General features: G+C 38.4%; 14 protein-coding genes and 1 CRISPR repeat array. Of the genes, 1 reads left to right on the plus strand and 13 read right to left on the minus strand.

The window, feature by feature from the left end; translation table 11 throughout:
- Positions 1 to 6: 6 nt before the first annotated feature.
- From V7L01_RS34010 to V7L01_RS34030, 5 genes are all read right to left on the minus strand, one after another.
- Positions 7 to 633 (minus strand): helix-turn-helix domain-containing protein, encoded by a 627-nt coding sequence (locus V7L01_RS34010; RefSeq protein WP_335042736.1) that lies wholly within the window; start codon positions 631 to 633, stop codon positions 7 to 9.
- Between the two features lie 273 nt (positions 634 to 906).
- Positions 907 to 1,650, minus strand: a complete 744-nt coding sequence (locus tag V7L01_RS34015; RefSeq protein ID WP_335042738.1) for a DUF928 domain-containing protein — start codon at positions 1,648 to 1,650, stop codon at positions 907 to 909.
- Positions 1,647 to 4,049 carry a CHASE2 domain-containing protein gene (locus tag V7L01_RS34020; RefSeq protein ID WP_335042739.1) on the minus strand — a complete coding sequence of 801 codons (2,403 nt, stop codon included), beginning with the start codon at positions 4,047 to 4,049 and terminating at the stop codon, positions 1,647 to 1,649. The genes V7L01_RS34015 and V7L01_RS34020 overlap by 4 nt, the downstream gene beginning before the upstream one ends.
- Positions 4,046 to 5,326, minus strand: coding sequence for a DUF1822 family protein (locus V7L01_RS34025; protein WP_335042740.1), 1,281 nt, complete (start codon positions 5,324 to 5,326; stop codon positions 4,046 to 4,048). The genes V7L01_RS34020 and V7L01_RS34025 overlap by 4 nt, the downstream gene beginning before the upstream one ends.
- A 16-nt stretch (positions 5,327 to 5,342) precedes the next feature.
- Positions 5,343 to 6,887: a sigma-70 family RNA polymerase sigma factor gene (locus V7L01_RS34030; protein ID WP_335042741.1), complete on the minus strand. Its 1,545-nt coding sequence runs from the start codon at positions 6,885 to 6,887 to the stop codon at positions 5,343 to 5,345.
- Between the two features lie 162 nt (positions 6,888 to 7,049).
- Here V7L01_RS34030 and V7L01_RS34035 point away from each other — a divergent pair, with 162 nt between their 5' ends.
- On the plus strand, positions 7,050 to 7,205 hold the full coding sequence (locus V7L01_RS34035; RefSeq protein ID WP_335042743.1) for a hypothetical protein: 156 nt from the start codon (positions 7,050 to 7,052) through the stop codon (positions 7,203 to 7,205).
- A gap of 334 nt (positions 7,206 to 7,539) precedes the next feature.
- On the opposite strand, the gene cas6 is transcribed toward V7L01_RS34035, so the two are convergent.
- From cas6 to V7L01_RS34075, 8 genes are all read right to left on the minus strand, one after another.
- Positions 7,540 to 8,691 carry a CRISPR-associated endoribonuclease Cas6 gene (gene cas6, locus V7L01_RS34040; RefSeq protein WP_335042744.1) on the minus strand — a complete coding sequence of 384 codons (1,152 nt, stop codon included), beginning with the start codon at positions 8,689 to 8,691 and terminating at the stop codon, positions 7,540 to 7,542.
- 225 nt (positions 8,692 to 8,916) lie between these two features.
- Positions 8,917 to 9,245: direct repeats of the CRISPR family, unit length 37 nt; unit sequence GTTTCAGTCCCCTTGCGGGGTAATTGGTTTTGGAAAC.
- A gap of 352 nt (positions 9,246 to 9,597) precedes the next feature.
- Entirely contained in the window at positions 9,598 to 9,903 is a 306-nt protein-coding gene (locus V7L01_RS34045; RefSeq protein ID WP_335042745.1) for a transcriptional regulator, read from the minus strand.
- Positions 9,900 to 10,259 (minus strand): type II toxin-antitoxin system RelE/ParE family toxin, encoded by a 360-nt coding sequence (locus V7L01_RS34050; RefSeq protein WP_335042746.1) that lies wholly within the window; start codon positions 10,257 to 10,259, stop codon positions 9,900 to 9,902. Before V7L01_RS34050 ends, V7L01_RS34045 begins: the two co-directional genes overlap by 4 nt.
- A 245-nt stretch (positions 10,260 to 10,504) precedes the next feature.
- Positions 10,505 to 11,140, minus strand: coding sequence for a hypothetical protein (locus tag V7L01_RS34055; protein ID WP_335042747.1), 636 nt, complete (start codon positions 11,138 to 11,140; stop codon positions 10,505 to 10,507).
- Complete coding sequence (locus V7L01_RS34060; protein ID WP_335042748.1) at positions 11,140 to 12,213, minus strand: RAMP superfamily CRISPR-associated protein; 1,074 nt, start codon at positions 12,211 to 12,213, stop codon at positions 11,140 to 11,142. Before V7L01_RS34060 ends, V7L01_RS34055 begins: the two co-directional genes overlap by 1 nt.
- Entirely contained in the window at positions 12,206 to 12,691 is a 486-nt protein-coding gene (locus V7L01_RS34065; RefSeq protein ID WP_335042749.1) for a hypothetical protein, read from the minus strand. The genes V7L01_RS34060 and V7L01_RS34065 overlap by 8 nt, the downstream gene beginning before the upstream one ends.
- Positions 12,688 to 13,626 carry an RAMP superfamily CRISPR-associated protein gene (locus V7L01_RS34070; RefSeq protein WP_335042750.1) on the minus strand — a complete coding sequence of 313 codons (939 nt, stop codon included), beginning with the start codon at positions 13,624 to 13,626 and terminating at the stop codon, positions 12,688 to 12,690. The genes V7L01_RS34065 and V7L01_RS34070 overlap by 4 nt, the downstream gene beginning before the upstream one ends.
- Before the next feature lie 26 nt (positions 13,627 to 13,652).
- Positions 13,653 to 14,273, minus strand: coding sequence for a hypothetical protein (locus tag V7L01_RS34075; protein ID WP_335042752.1), 621 nt, complete (start codon positions 14,271 to 14,273; stop codon positions 13,653 to 13,655).
- Between the last annotated feature and the right edge of the window lie 5 nt (positions 14,274 to 14,278).

Here is a 14,278-nt window from a genome sequence, read left to right on the forward strand (position 1 = left end):
ATCGGTTTAAGAATATGTGGTGCTTGAGCAGTAAAAACAGCAGCAAAGACTTCTGGCTTCAAGACTGGGATTAGGCGGTGGGGCACCTGAGAGGTCACTAATTACCAGCTGATTATTGTTGTTATTGCTGTTTTTAATAGAGCCAACGGTTTCAAAAGGTTGCGGTCGGGTGGATAAACCCATTTCCTTGAGCAGACGATTGACGTGACGAACACCTACTTCAACACCTAATTCTTTTGCTAGATGCTTGCTTAACCATTGTGCAGTCCAATACCGAAATGGATAGTCAAAAGCTTTTGGACTATGGTTGACCAGCTCTTTCAATCGCTTTCGGTACTGGTCATCAACAGTTTTTGGTCTACCAAGAGGAAAGGCATTCCAATTGTGAGCCTCACCTGATTTAGCTACCAAAAGCCAGTGTCTTACCGTCATCCGAGAACAGTTTAGTAGTTGACAGATTTGACTCTGGGTTTTACCTTCATCCGCTAACAGCATGATTTGGATGCGCTGACGGTATTTTTTAGGTAAGTCTTCTTGCTCTAAAATTTTTTGCAGTCCTTTTCGCTCAAAGAGAGTCAGGTACTGTTGCTTAATAGAAAAATTTTCAGAGTCGAAACGATTGCTTTGCTCCATGTCTCCACTATGTTTTACGATCTCATATTCTTATTGGAGACAAAATGATAGCAATATGAGGGTAGTATCAGTTTTTTGAAAATTATTTTGGTGAGATCGTGCGATCGCCCTTTAGTACATCAATACTTTTCAGTTATATTTGTTGAGGGAAGGTGGGGTATCTGGGCTAATTCTCTATTCTCCATACTCATGATGCCACTTGCTTTCCGACGCAGCCCTATGCCCATTTTTATGCGTCATGGTGTATGCAGTTCCTGACGGCTAATTAGTACATCACTCCTGAGTTGAAAGCATTATCGAACCGATGAATGGTTCTTGGGCTACCGATTCTTTATTTAATTGTTTGAGTAAATTATTCCAAGTTGCTTGAATACCAGCATCATTCGGGTATTGGAAATGCAGTTCTGCCACATCATTGACTGCATCGTACCAAAGATTATTTTTAGTATAAAAAATAAGTTTTTGTGACCGATCCGTTTGGAGATTTTGCCAGCGATCGCCATCAACTATTTTGCGCTGTATCCAGCCATCGACAACGATATCCGGTTCATCAGTACGACTAGCGTAACAGTTCACCATCAAATACCAACGGTAATTTTGGTTGGGATCTAGTAAGTTTTGGGAATTTGTCGGTAGGGTAATTTCGATCAGTCCTGGTTTTGCAGCTAGCTTAATTGCTGTATGGTAAATTGTTTTGTGTTCCTGTCCATCAAGTAGTAAAAAATCTGCGTGTTTAACATCGTCCTGGGTGTAAGGTACGTAAAACCAAAAGCTGGGATATGGAGAGGCTGTAAAATCATTGCCATTGTTGGCGTTAAGTGCGGTCAGTGGTTTATTGGTTTGCTTACACGTCGCTTCTGGGCGCGTCGTTCCGGGTGTGGAATTTCCTTTTGGTGTACCTGTAGTAGGTGGTGGTGGCGGCGAAGTTGCGGATAAATTTGGTTGTTCGAGTCCTTGTGTACCCAACATCAAAATCCCACTACAGATAAACCTGACAAAAATTCCAACCTGTTTCATGTCTGTTGTTTGTTGTAAATGATACTACCTAACCAAATAACACCCCAGGGCGCGACCAAGGCGATGATTCCTGGAATCAGTGGTATCCACCCACCCAAAGAGAAAATACTCCAGCAGATTCCGTATAAGATAGCACTGCATATACCAAGTGCCAAGCCTTTGTGAAGTGAGATTTTGACACGCCAAACTACAATACTTCCCGTCAACGACCAGCAAAATATCCATAGAGTTTCACTCCATTTTGGTAGCCACCATAATAGTGGTCTGTGGTCTTCGACGGTACTGAGTAATTGGCTGACAACATGGGCGTGGATGTAAAGCGATCGCATTTCACCTTCTGGTGTCTGATGCGGATCTTTGATACTTGGTGCAACAACACCGATGAGGACAACTCTATTTTTCACCCAAGCGGGGTTAAAGCGATCGCTATCTGCATTTAAAATATCTCTCAGGGTAACTTGTTGAGCAATATGAATGGGGTCTGGAGTATGGCGATAATTAATTAGCAGTTGGTTTCCCCGTGCATCTAAGTTTTGATATCCTCCACTAGATTTTTCCAGCCGCTTGATGACAAATGCGCCAAATTTCCAATCTTCTTTGAAGGTTGCTACTGGAATTTTTTTGGCATTGAGATATTGATATGCTAATTGCCAGCCAAAGGAATATTTTGCAGTACAGGGAGAAGCTTCAGATATCGGATTTTCGCTACGGGATAAAAGATAGCGACGGACTATTTTATCTTGGTCGTCAAATAAGTTGACAAAACCTACTCGGATTTCTGGACTTTGAGATGGAGGTGCAATGCTTTGTTCTGGACTGTTATTAAAAGCACATACAGCTATCCGGTTGTGATTTTTCTGGAAATGATTAATCAGTGATTGATTACTAGCTGTATCATTAATTGGTACAGGTGAATCGCGGACAATACTCAATCCAATAGCTGCGGGTTGATACTGCTGCAATTTGTCCAAAAGTCGAGTTATTACAGCATCTGGTAGAGGATAACCATAGGTGCGGATATCCTTTTCATCTGCGCCAACAATTAATAGACGACTATCTTCTGATTCTAGCGATCGCATCTGCATTAGATGGTCAAACGCTTTCATCTCCAAAGGTTCTGATATCCCACAATATCGAATTAATGTTAATGTAATAGTAACAATAAAACTTACAATTAAAGTAATTTTATAATTAACTTCTAAGCGATGTATTGATGGTGAAATATATTTCTTTAATTCCTGGTTTTTACATCTTAAATTTTCCCAAAAAGGTGATATCTGCGCTGGATTTTGGCAAATTACTGGCAACCAACTAGCAGCCGGAAACTCACTTTCTAACCCCTGTAACTTTTCCCGCGCCTGTCGTACTGATAAATAAAATGACTGACCTTCAGCAAAGTTTATTAAAAACTGTTTCAAAAACTCCTGCGCTACTTTATCTGGCACTCTTTCACGCATGACAATAATTTGGGGAATATGTAAATCCTCTAAGTTTTGTGCTAATCTCAAGCCATCACAAGAGTTAAAAATTGCTATTTGCAATCCATTTTTTACAGCTTTTTTCAGAGCATTAGTCAAATGATTAATATTTAAATATTCATTTTTATTTATATGTATATAACCAGTATTATTTTCAAGATTACTGTAACTGTGACCTGCAAAATATAGAATATCCCATCCTTGATTATCCCAAAGTAGTGTATCTAATTCTGAATGTTTTGGTTCTACCAAAAATACTATTTTAGCAGATGGTAAGCTCTCTAACATCCTCCGATCTGTGTCAATATCAATTCCTTTACTATCACCTAAAATCGCTAATATTTTTACTTGTTGTGTATGCTTTTTAAGCTGAGTTTTAGTTTCAAATTCGATGGAACTTAAACCAACTTCTGCTTTGGGATAATCACTAAAAAAACGCCAAAGATGCCAAGGGAGTTTCCTAAGTAATATATCTTCACTTTGAATAATAAAGCGGATTTCATCATCGCTGCTCAACTGCATCCGTAATTGGCGCTCAATGTGACGAAACTCTTCAGCATCTAGCCAGATATCGATTTGTTTTTGTAACTCATCACATACTTTATAAAAATCTACATCGGAAAAGTGAGTAACATCAGTATCATCAATTTTGATATCTTCATCCTTTGGCTGAGATTGACGCAAACCTACATTTATGTAGCGAGATTCGTAGATTAATTCATATAATAATTGCCAACGGCGATATAGGTCAAGAAGAATTGGGCTAGCTGGTAAATTACCTTGAAATTGTCTCCATTGTGAATTATCCTTTTCTTGTAGAGGCTTGTCAACCGACTTTTCATAGAATAGCTGAACAGTCACAAAAGAAAAACCTGAATGTAAGTTACCTTTTCCCAGGTTTAAGATAACTAACTTACTCATTGCTGTGTCAATGTAAGTGGTTCAATTACGAATTCTTCAGTCACTCTGAATTCATCAATAGATACCTGAATTTTAAAGGTTTTTCCTGGTGGGCAAATAAATCGTTTCAATTGAATAAAGTTATCTTGAATCCGCGATTGAATTTCCTGAAGAATGGACTCTGATTGAGAAAATAAAGCTAGTTTAATATTAGGCGGTAAGTAAGTTTGTCCTTTAGCTGGATGCAGTTGCACGCGCACAGCTACTTTTCCATCGGTTTCTGGTGTCAAACCAACCAAAAGTGCAACTGATTGATTACTCAATTGCATTCCCAAATCAATTAGTTTGATCCCGTCTATAGATATACCTTTAGCTGCTACCTCATTGTTTCTAAAACTATAAACTAAATTTCCAGATTCTTGATTAAATAGTGTGTTTAGAGATTGCCAACCATCACCGAAGGTATTTTGTAACCATTTATTCAAATTATTTGTTTTTACTTTACTTTTTGTTGCCAATCTACCTGTCCGTCGCAGATATAACTGCTGCCGCCATTCATCATTATTCAGCAATGCTGCCCATTGTGCAAATGGTATATCAACTCGCAAACGTGGAGAATAAATAGATGTATCTCCTAACATCTCTAATAAACTTTGAGCATCAGGTTCAGATAAAATAGGTAATTCTGGGACTTCCTCACGCATTTGTGTACCTAGTGTTAGCTGCATAGCTGTGAGGCTTGCGATCAACTGGTCTGTTGATAATATATAAGTGCGATCGCGTGGATCGTACTTGCTCAACTGTTTGACTTGACGATGTGTCGCAAACCCCTGTACTGTCAATGTACATTCATCTACATTTGCTTCTAAATCAATCTGTACGGCTAAATAATAGTCACCGACAAAAGTGGGGATATCTATCCACTCTTGAGGAACTCGCAATGATTCTGAATCTATGTTTTCGTTGGGGATCAGGATAATTCGCCGCGTATCAATCCCGATTGCAGTACCATTTACTACTTCTAAAATACTGCATAAACCATCTTCACTAGGATAAATTGAATAATTGGTTAACACTTGATCGGAAAGTTGGTTATTCAGCCAGTCTACAAATGTATATAAGCAAATACGATTTAAATAAGCACTGTACTGCGCGAGTTTATGAGAATGCTGTTGTGCGTCTTTCCAGGCTTGCTGTTGTATGGAGATAGGTATTTGCAATAATAATTGGTTTTTCAAAGCTAATTTGGTTTGTTTGTTATTGTATCGATCGTACAACAAAGTTAGATTTGCTGACATATATTTTTTATGTATTCTATGCCAAGACTAAGTGTTGAAATTGGGAGTTTAAATTATGAGTTTTGATATCTTTATATTGTTTATTTAGCCAAAAATTTAAAAATTTTCTAATTATTATGTCAATTTCTTTGAGTAATGCAATTTCTAATTCACAATTTGTTTGCAAAAGTAATTCATTCACTCTATCTGGGGGAAGATGAAGTTGTTTGCTGATAGCATTAGTGTCTAGTTTTTGTCCGTAGCAAAGCCGCAATAAATCCTGAGATTGAGTGTTCAGTTGTTTGACAGATGTAACCAATGCTGCATGGATTAAATCAGAATAATCGGGTGTTTCGTAATTATAGTTTAACCAGGTTTTCACATACCCCGTGACCCATTGTGGCGGTTGCTTTAATGAATATACCGCATTAATTAGTCGGCGCTCAATAGTTTGTAAACGACGCGCGATCGCACCTTGGGTGACTGCAAATTTTGCAGCAATTTGTTTTTGATTCCATCCCAATCCATAGTAAAGATATAAAATTTCTTTTTGGTCTTCATTAAGCGCCAGTAATTCATGTTGTAACACTGTCTCTGTTTGCTGATAAAGGCTTTTTTGCTCAGGTGGAGAATCTTCTATTTCCAGGTAAAAACCCTCATCTGACTCAATTGTATAACTAACTCCATCCATTACTTCCAAGGAAATACTTGGGGCAATTGACTGGGGGTAATTTCGCAAAGCGGTAATGCAGGTTTCCATCCACCCTTGCAGTTGTTCTCCAGTCACATTTTTACCGACTGCGACTTGATGCGGTGCGATAGCTAGTAGTTTTTCGGTGTTGTAATATTGTGCTGTTTCTTGAAAGTCATTGCTATCTGGTTCTAGCCAACGTTGTCCGTTACGAGTTGCAGGATTTTGGATTTTATTGAATTGATAAACTTGTTTAAAATATGTACGCGCAAACAAAAATCTGGAAACCTCCGGTTCGCATATACCATATCTAATTAGTGCTTCTTTCAGTTCTTTGTTACTTTTTTTGCACAACAACCGCCATTTAGAAAATTTGGCAACTGCACCCTCGTCTTTAATAGTTTTTCGCAAAACTTCAATTATATAAGCATAAAGTGGCGAAACATTGGCATCGTACTTCGCCAAAATTTCCCGAAATTTCAAGGGATTGTAAACTAAGCACCTCGCAAAAAAAATATATTCTTCCCAACATTTATATTGGTTCGCTTTCCATACTTGTGAAGCCGCACGATAGCAACTTTCCTCACAATACAGACTTAAATGTTCCCATGCTTTTTGGATGCGGTTTTCGGGTTCCCAATTATATTTTTCAGGCGAGTTATTTAGCGCCATATCGAGCCAGAATTGAACTAAGCCTTGCTCATTTTTTTGATGCAATAATGCTGCAAATTGCTCGTGTTGAGTTTTATATAAATCAATATTGCGCTGTAAATGTGGTTCAGGTTTCCATTGAATTGCTCTGCGTCCAATTGAATTATCTACAGTCATGTACATATAGAATCGATGAACTAAGTGCTGAAGGCTAGACAATATGGGTAATTGATTTAACATTATGACCTGATTGGCGCACGCTTCAAGGTTGATTTTTTATGGATATTTATTTAATAAACTGTATAAAAAATAGCCTTTTTAAGGTGTGATCCAAAACCTTGCCAATATTTGTCAAATCTAATAGCAGGTGTAGATAGCGTGGGGTTACATCATATATGTCTCGTGCTAAGTGTCATAAAAGCCTATGTAGAAAACTACAGCCAGGAATCGGGTAAAGCCCCCATCACAGTAGAACTCTGTGTTGGAGGTGGGGATGATGACCAGGGCGAACGCATCTTAATTGCTAATAAGAATTGGAAAGCAAATTCAAATATCTAAAATAAAGCCAATTAACTTAGATAAATAGTGAATGCAAATCAAAGGATAAAGTCAGATGTTAAAAACTTATTATTTGCCATTAAGATATAATTTTAAATCAATAATTAACAGTTATAACACCTTTAATAACTCTGGAATTGCTGTATTCGCAGGTGACAACTTAAATCTTTTTTACGTAGTTTCACTTCAACTACAACAGAAATGGTTGATAAACTAATCTCAGTTGCACTCGACTTAATAAATCCTCAACATTTAAGAAATTGGTTTGCTAGTTGCTGCTACTGTACCTCATAACAGCTGTAAATGCTGTATCCTTGTCCACAAGCAAAGGTTTTCAATTATTGCTTTCTTGTTTGAGGGATTTTCTGGCTAATTTCACGTAAGTTTTTACGGTCGAGATCGGCATCTCTAAATCTTCGGCGATTGCCTTGATTGATTCCCCCATCTCCCGCCGCGCCAAAATCGTTGCCCAGGTAACAGCAATTTTATCAGTTCGCTCCCCTCCTGTGCGTTTGCGTTGTGCAGTGAATAATTTGATCAGTTCTTCAATTCGCTCTCCCAGCAGATTTGTTAGCAACTGAATTGATTTACTCGTTTCCTGCTCTACCCAATCCAAACGAGTTTGTCCTAGCCCAAAAGTAGTTTTATGCCCTGTGCCACAGTAGGGAGCCAACCGTACTAAAGCATAAAACAACTCACTAAATTCTTCTTTCGCTAAAGCTGCTTTTGTTAAACCTAATGATATTGCACCTGTGAAACCTGTGACTGACCCACGCTTCCCTGCTGCCACTTTCTCTGATTCCAAGCGGTGTTGATGAATAATCACCCCTTCATCTATCCATTTGAGAAATGATTCTTGTTCTGCTGGCATCGCTGAAAAATCATTCCACCGCCGCAAGTAACTATGGAAAAGATTCTCTGGCACTGGCAAAGGGAAATGATTTCCTTTTCGACGAAAGCTTGTAGGTGAAATAAAACTGAGGCTGATGGTAAAGGGTCTATCTGTAGATGATTGCAGCAGTTGTTTATAGGTAGTCGGTGCATGGGCAATGCTTACCTGTTTTATCTGTAGAGATGTACCTTTTAAATCTAAGCTTTGTGGTAGTTGAGTTAACCAGTGTTTGAGAAACTGTGCTACCCGTCGAGATAAAGCGTTCACGTGCCAGTAATAAATTTGATTCGCTTCTAATCGTAGTTGTTTGCCACTGGCGACTAGTTGACCTGACAGCGCTGAAATATTGAAGGGTTTTTCTGACTCTCCATCATGAAGATAAGCTGAAAGGTCTGGATCGAATTGCCGTACCTGCTCCAGAAACCACGCGTGCAGTCCTATTGTGTACTGCGAATAAAGCAAAGCAGAAGCAGTTGACTCCAGTTCAAACACTAATCCCACCAATTCTGTCTCATCTGCCCATGTCACAACAGAAGCAACAGATTTTTGCTTTGGCTTTGGTTTACGACTAGTAGATGTAGCTGCTTTTGGCATTGCTTAGGGCTTCACAAATAATGCTCAATATTGTACGCAATTTCCATCCTTTTTGACTTAACAAAAGGCAAACAACAATTAATTTCCTTGACGATGAGTTAGTTGTTGAAAACTAATTTGAACAATTGCGATCGCAATTACTGTTTGAAGTTTTAGCTCCCCTCAGAGGTAATAGACTTTAGAAACCACTCTATATGGGAAAAGATTGCTCTTAAATCAAAAAAGGTTTCAGTCCCCTTGCGGGGTTATTGTTTTGGAAACCAATAAACTTTGTCTGGCCAGTGATAATGACTTGGTTGTTTCAGTCCCCTTGCGGGGTAATTGGTTTTGGAAACTCAAAGGACAAGTTACTGCAAGCTTTTCACTACCGTTTCAGTCCCCTTGCGGGGTAATTGGTTTTGGAAACTGTCACTACACGAATAAGGTATGCAGTATTATTTTTTGTTTCAGTCCCCTTGCGGGGTAATTGGTTTTGGAAACATTGGTCTGTGCCCCACATCCAGATGGCCCAAATAGCGTTTCAGTCCCCTTGCGGGGTAATTGGTTTTGGAAACTTTGCCCTGATATGCTTCTTCTTTACTCATAATTTATTTATGTTTTAACCTTTATTTTACATAAAAATGAGAGAGCAAAAATGCTCTAGTTACTACTAGATTTGCTCCCTCTCACAAATAAACAACTTTTCTAGCTTGCTGATGTGAGAACTTAAGAAAGTTGCGTAAGCCGGTAAATCAGTGTCCCCTCGCGGGGAAGTGGTGAAAACTGAAACAACTATTCAATCACCAGACTAGAGGAGTGTTTCAATCCCCTAGCGGGGAAAACACAATTACTCTAGTTATTAAAATAATAGCTTGACATTTTTAATTAGTCAAGCTATTATTTAGGGTCATCAAAAATAACTAGAGTTTACTCAAATTGAGCCAGAACAATTTCCTCTTGGGGGAAATCAGCTACTATTTTTAGATTCCCACCAAGAGCCTTGATATAACGGGAAAGAGTGGAAACTTGAATGTCCTCTTGGTTATCCAACTCCAAAACAGTAGACTCAACATCACTGAGGTTTTTTTCTAAATCATCCTGTGTCAGCCCCAATGATTCTTGCAGTTCCATTAGGGTAAGATGAAGTGACATAAGTTTAGCGCGAGTTTCGCTTTCTGCCCTTTGCTCAGGTGTCATCCGGTTTCGCAATTCACTAAAAGGCTTTGTCTTCATATCAATCCTTCATTCTCAAGCTCTTTTAGCAATTCGTCGTAGAGTCTATCAGCTTTTGGTAAATTCTCCTCATACCAGCGATCATTACCTTGTTTGTTACCTCCTAAAAGGAGTACCGCAATCCGGCGAGGATCGAAGCAATACAATATCCGGTATGGTTCTCCCTGATGTTGTACCCGAAGTTCTCGCATATTTCCATGACGAGAACCCTTGATATCTGTGCTATAGGGAGAGCGAAGATTTGGGCCCCTTTCCTGAAGTAACTTGACTACAGCATCTACAGAGACTTGCTCTACTGCATCAAGTGTAAGCCACCACTGCTCAAACTCATCTGTATACTCTACTTCGGTTGCCATGTGTTCTAATTTGCTGTTTATTAAAAACTTCGTTCTGTGTGCTGCTTGAAAAATTGATTCAGTCCTACTGTTTGTTAGTTGAAAAGTTGATTCAGTTAAGCTAGATGGCAGGATCGGGGGAGATTCACCCAAGTGTATGCTTATTAGCTGGTTCATATTTTGTTCCTAGAGATATTACTGGCTAAGACAGCCTTACTTTATATGGTATTAGACCTAAGACGAAGTTAGTAATACAAAATCAATCATTAATCAATAAATTTGACATTTTTAATACTTCCATCATCCTTCAGGGCGGTAATTTTCACTTTTACTACCTGTCCTTCCTTAAGAGAAGCTGCTTTTCTAGGTTCTTTCTCAGTCAGCTTAATTGTTTCCACCATCTCATAAGTAACTTTATTACCCTTAACACTAAGTACGATAGCATCTAAAATTTGACCAACAGTGAATTTCTGATTATTAATAACTTCCGCAATTTCTGCTTGACGTTCGGAAATTTGTTCAACCTGTGGACTTTGGGAAATAGACATTTCCTCAATCGGACTAACTTTGTAATACCGCATTAAACGCATCCCCCAGCCTAAAATTTTTAACATAGTCTGAGGGTTTGCTTGTTGGCTTTGCAGATATTGATTACACGCACCTTCGATACTGCGGTAGTAGCCTGTTGTTCGGCCACTGTGTCCAATTTGCCTACCGTTAGTAACTAAGGTTTTAAGATAGCTAAAAAATCTTCGTCCTGCATCAGGTTGCTCTACGATACTACGCAGATATGCGATAACTTTTCCTACCTCATTAACATCTGTGTCCTCTTTAACCAAGGTTATTGCTAAGTTGTGAGCAAGTTGAGATTCTGCTTCTGTTAAAGATTCTGTAGTCAACATTAATACATTCCTTCTGGTGGTTCGCGATCGGTTGGGTAGCGTAGAACTTCAGCGAGTTGTTGGAGTTGGGGAAGTTGAATGAGTCGGGAATGTGCTGTTTTAATTTGGGTGGCGATAAATGTTTCTAGTGCCTCTCCTGTGAGAAGATGATTGTTATCAGGGGTGTAAGTGGAGTAGTGCGATCGCAAATCCTCAAAGTTTTGCAATATCCTAGCTTGGCTAACTTCTACAGTCATTGTTCCCATCCCAATGGGTTTACCACCACCAACTTTTAAAGCTATGGGGTAGTTAGAATCTTGTCCCAGCACAACAAACAGCGTCCCTAATTCTTCAGGTTTGATGTTTTTAAATTGCAATTGAGTAGTAAAAGTGTATTCTCTTGCTGCTTGTTGAACTGCAATTCCTTGATTTTGACCTTTTTCAATGGCGCGAATTGTATGATAATAAAACTTACGTCCAGCAACTTTTCCCCTAGCGTCAAAATATGCGCTTCCGGGTTCAGGGCGCGGACGATATAACGAAGGCATAAAACCCGTATTAAAACCTATATTTTCGCATTTAACATCATTAAACTCAATTAATCCCTGCCAATCTAAAGCACCAAATACTTGACTAGCGGGACATAATTGTTCTTTATTTCGAGATGGTAATCTTTCGTTGGGTATTTTATCCCGAAATTTTGATGTGACTACTGCAAGGGTGCTATTCGTAATCGCTTCATAAACTGAACGAATGCAACCTTTAAGGGAACTCCCTTGAATTACTAAGTGTTTATCAATCCCCTGTACCATTGTTTTTATTAAAGATACACGAGTTGCAATATCGTCACCAGGGACAACTATACCAGTAGAAACATGAAGTGAAGTTTTAACTTTCAGAGTTAAAAATAAAGTTCCATGCAAACGATTTTTATCAAACTTATCATGTCCAGCAGGATGTTGTAATCGGGGACGTTCCTGTGGAAAAGCAACAAATTTGTATGGTTTTTGTGTACTGCTTCCCACAGAATCATCACGAGATGGAGGCTGAGAAGGTAATGGTTTTCGTGGTTTAGGTTTTGGGGTGTTAGTCATTTTCGTTAACCGTTAAGGCGACAAAATGAATAGTTGCAGTAGTAGAGTCTTTGAAATATCTTTGCTTTATTGATATATCTTTAGGATTGATAGCTTGATGATTTTCATCTTTAAAAGTGAAACCTTTAGGAAATCTGGTTTCTTCTGGGTTATGCCAATAGGCATCTCTATCACAAATTTCCCAATTACCATTTAAATTTTCAAATCCTTCTAAGTTAAATTCCTGTTGACTGAGAATTAAAACTTCATATCCTGATTTATATTTCTTCCATCGGATTTCACAGATGGGATTAAATAGCTGTCCTTCAATTTCTCCTCTTTCATGAGGCAATTTTCTACAAATTCCAGTGACAGCATGAGAGTAACGTAAAAAATAATAACTTTGCGAGTTAGATACCTGAGTAATTAAGGTACTAAGTTCATCAGATGCTACCAATTGCTTATGATATACATACCCTGACGCAAATTCTTCTTTCATGCAACTAAAACCTTATTCCATGCACGAACTGAACGCATAAATAAATCTTTTACACCAGATTCTGTGTCACCTTCCCATTTAAGTTGAACACCAAAATCTAATTCCATAGACTCTGCACGAACTGGAGAATCTTGATTATCTGGTTTAGAAAAACCATATTTTTTTGCTTCTTCTTGGGATAAAAACTCTCCTACCCCCAGTAGAAAAGTTGAGTCCCATTCCTGTGAATGTCCCAATTGGCGAATTTTTCTAGTTTCAGAGTCAAATTGACATCCTGGATACTGAACAACTGCGCTATTGTATTGAACTCGAACCGTACCTAAACCGCGTGATTTAGCAAAACCTAACCCAAACCAACCATCATTTAAATCACGCAACACCAAACCAATTAAACCAAGTTGCGCCAATGTAAAATTTTTGAGGTGGATTTTAGTACAAAATTCTCCACCAGTGCAAACTTGATAATTGAAAGGCCCAACCGCAACAGAACCAAATACCCGGTCAATGGCGACACCGTTACGTTCTTCTAATTTCAATTGCATTAAGTCAACTGGATGTGCATCTTCAATGCGAATGCGGCTTGCTATTGAAGTATTGCCAAACATTTGGTCAGTAAATGAAGATTGTTGATAGATGTCGTGACTTGCTAAATTTTTAGGTAAGTAATCACCTTTAGTAGGGTCACTTGCCCAAAGTTTCTTGGTACTATTATCACCACCAACAGTACGGACAATTCTTTCAGCATGGGCGCGAATTGCACCTTTTAAGCTGCTTCCAGGTAAATAAATTGACCACCCACCCCCATGAAAAGTTCTGACAAATTCCATATCAGGATTTGTGGGGTCTGCCCCTTCACGTCCCGATTTAATCAGAATCGGCCCATCTGGGATGATGCTTAAATCAATAGTGCAATGGTTAACAAGTCGTTTGTGCATGGATGTATTTATTTCAATAAATCTGTTTAGGCTGCAACTAAATTATTTAGCTGTAATTCAGATTGTTGGAATACAAAATTTACAGCACCGAATAATTTATCTAATTCTTGAATTGTGTAAAAAGTGCTATTTCTGGTAAATATTTCACGTTCTAGTTTTCCAAGTTGCCAACGTTCACCATTAGAAACAATACCAAAAATAATTATTTGATATTCTCCATTTAATCTTTGAGCAGCAATCATTTCTGCTAAACATTGCGCCCAACCTGTTTCAAAGTTATCTTGTTTGGCTTCAACTAAGATAAAGTATGGTTTGTCAAAGACAACTTTACCTAAAGGTGAACGTTTCGCCAAAATATATTCAGGAAATCCTGAGAATTTTTCATCATAATTTAAGGATTCATGACTCCATAAAATAAAATGTTGGCGGTAGGTTTTCCAAACTTCTTTAAGAACCGGATAAATCAGATTTTCACAGATAGCAAATTCTGAGTTATCAACAACAGCATCCCGCATCATCAGTTCTAAATCTTCGCGGAAGTATTCGGGAATATTAAAGGGAATTTCGCTGATAAAATTGGCTTCGGTATAGATAACTTGAAATGCTTTGAGAACTTCACCGATAGTTTTATAGTTACTGAAAGCCATTTTAA

It is taken from the genome of Nostoc sp. (genome assembly GCF_036917095.1).
In the GTDB taxonomy this organism is placed as follows: Bacteria; Cyanobacteriota; Cyanobacteriia; order Cyanobacteriales; family Nostocaceae; genus Nostoc.

Bases quoted from the DNA above. Each gene is read 5' to 3' on its own strand.
- V7L01_RS34065 (WP_335042749.1), bottom strand. From the start codon at position 12,691: ATGAAAGAAGAATTTGCGTCAGGGTATGTATATCATAAGCAATTGGTA.
- V7L01_RS34070 (WP_335042750.1), bottom strand. From the start codon at position 13,626: ATGCACAAACGACTTGTTAACCATTGCACTATTGATTTAAGCATCATC.
- V7L01_RS34030 (WP_335042741.1), bottom strand. From the start codon at position 6,887: ATGTTAAATCAATTACCCATATTGTCTAGCCTTCAGCACTTAGTTCAT.
- cas6 (WP_335042744.1), bottom strand. From the start codon at position 8,691: ATGCCAAAAGCAGCTACATCTACTAGTCGTAAACCAAAGCCAAAGCAA.
- V7L01_RS34020 (WP_335042739.1), bottom strand. From the start codon at position 4,049: ATGAGTAAGTTAGTTATCTTAAACCTGGGAAAAGGTAACTTACATTCA.
- V7L01_RS34050 (WP_335042746.1), bottom strand. From the start codon at position 10,259: ATGGCAACCGAAGTAGAGTATACAGATGAGTTTGAGCAGTGGTGGCTT.
- V7L01_RS34060 (WP_335042748.1), bottom strand. From the start codon at position 12,213: ATGACTAACACCCCAAAACCTAAACCACGAAAACCATTACCTTCTCAG.
- V7L01_RS34055 (WP_335042747.1), bottom strand. From the start codon at position 11,140: ATGTTGACTACAGAATCTTTAACAGAAGCAGAATCTCAACTTGCTCAC.
- V7L01_RS34075 (WP_335042752.1), bottom strand. From the start codon at position 14,273: ATGGCTTTCAGTAACTATAAAACTATCGGTGAAGTTCTCAAAGCATTT.
- V7L01_RS34010 (WP_335042736.1), bottom strand. From the start codon at position 633: ATGGAGCAAAGCAATCGTTTCGACTCTGAAAATTTTTCTATTAAGCAA.
- V7L01_RS34025 (WP_335042740.1), bottom strand. From the start codon at position 5,326: ATGTCAGCAAATCTAACTTTGTTGTACGATCGATACAATAACAAACAA.
- V7L01_RS34015 (WP_335042738.1), bottom strand. From the start codon at position 1,650: ATGAAACAGGTTGGAATTTTTGTCAGGTTTATCTGTAGTGGGATTTTG.
- V7L01_RS34045 (WP_335042745.1), bottom strand. From the start codon at position 9,903: ATGAAGACAAAGCCTTTTAGTGAATTGCGAAACCGGATGACACCTGAG.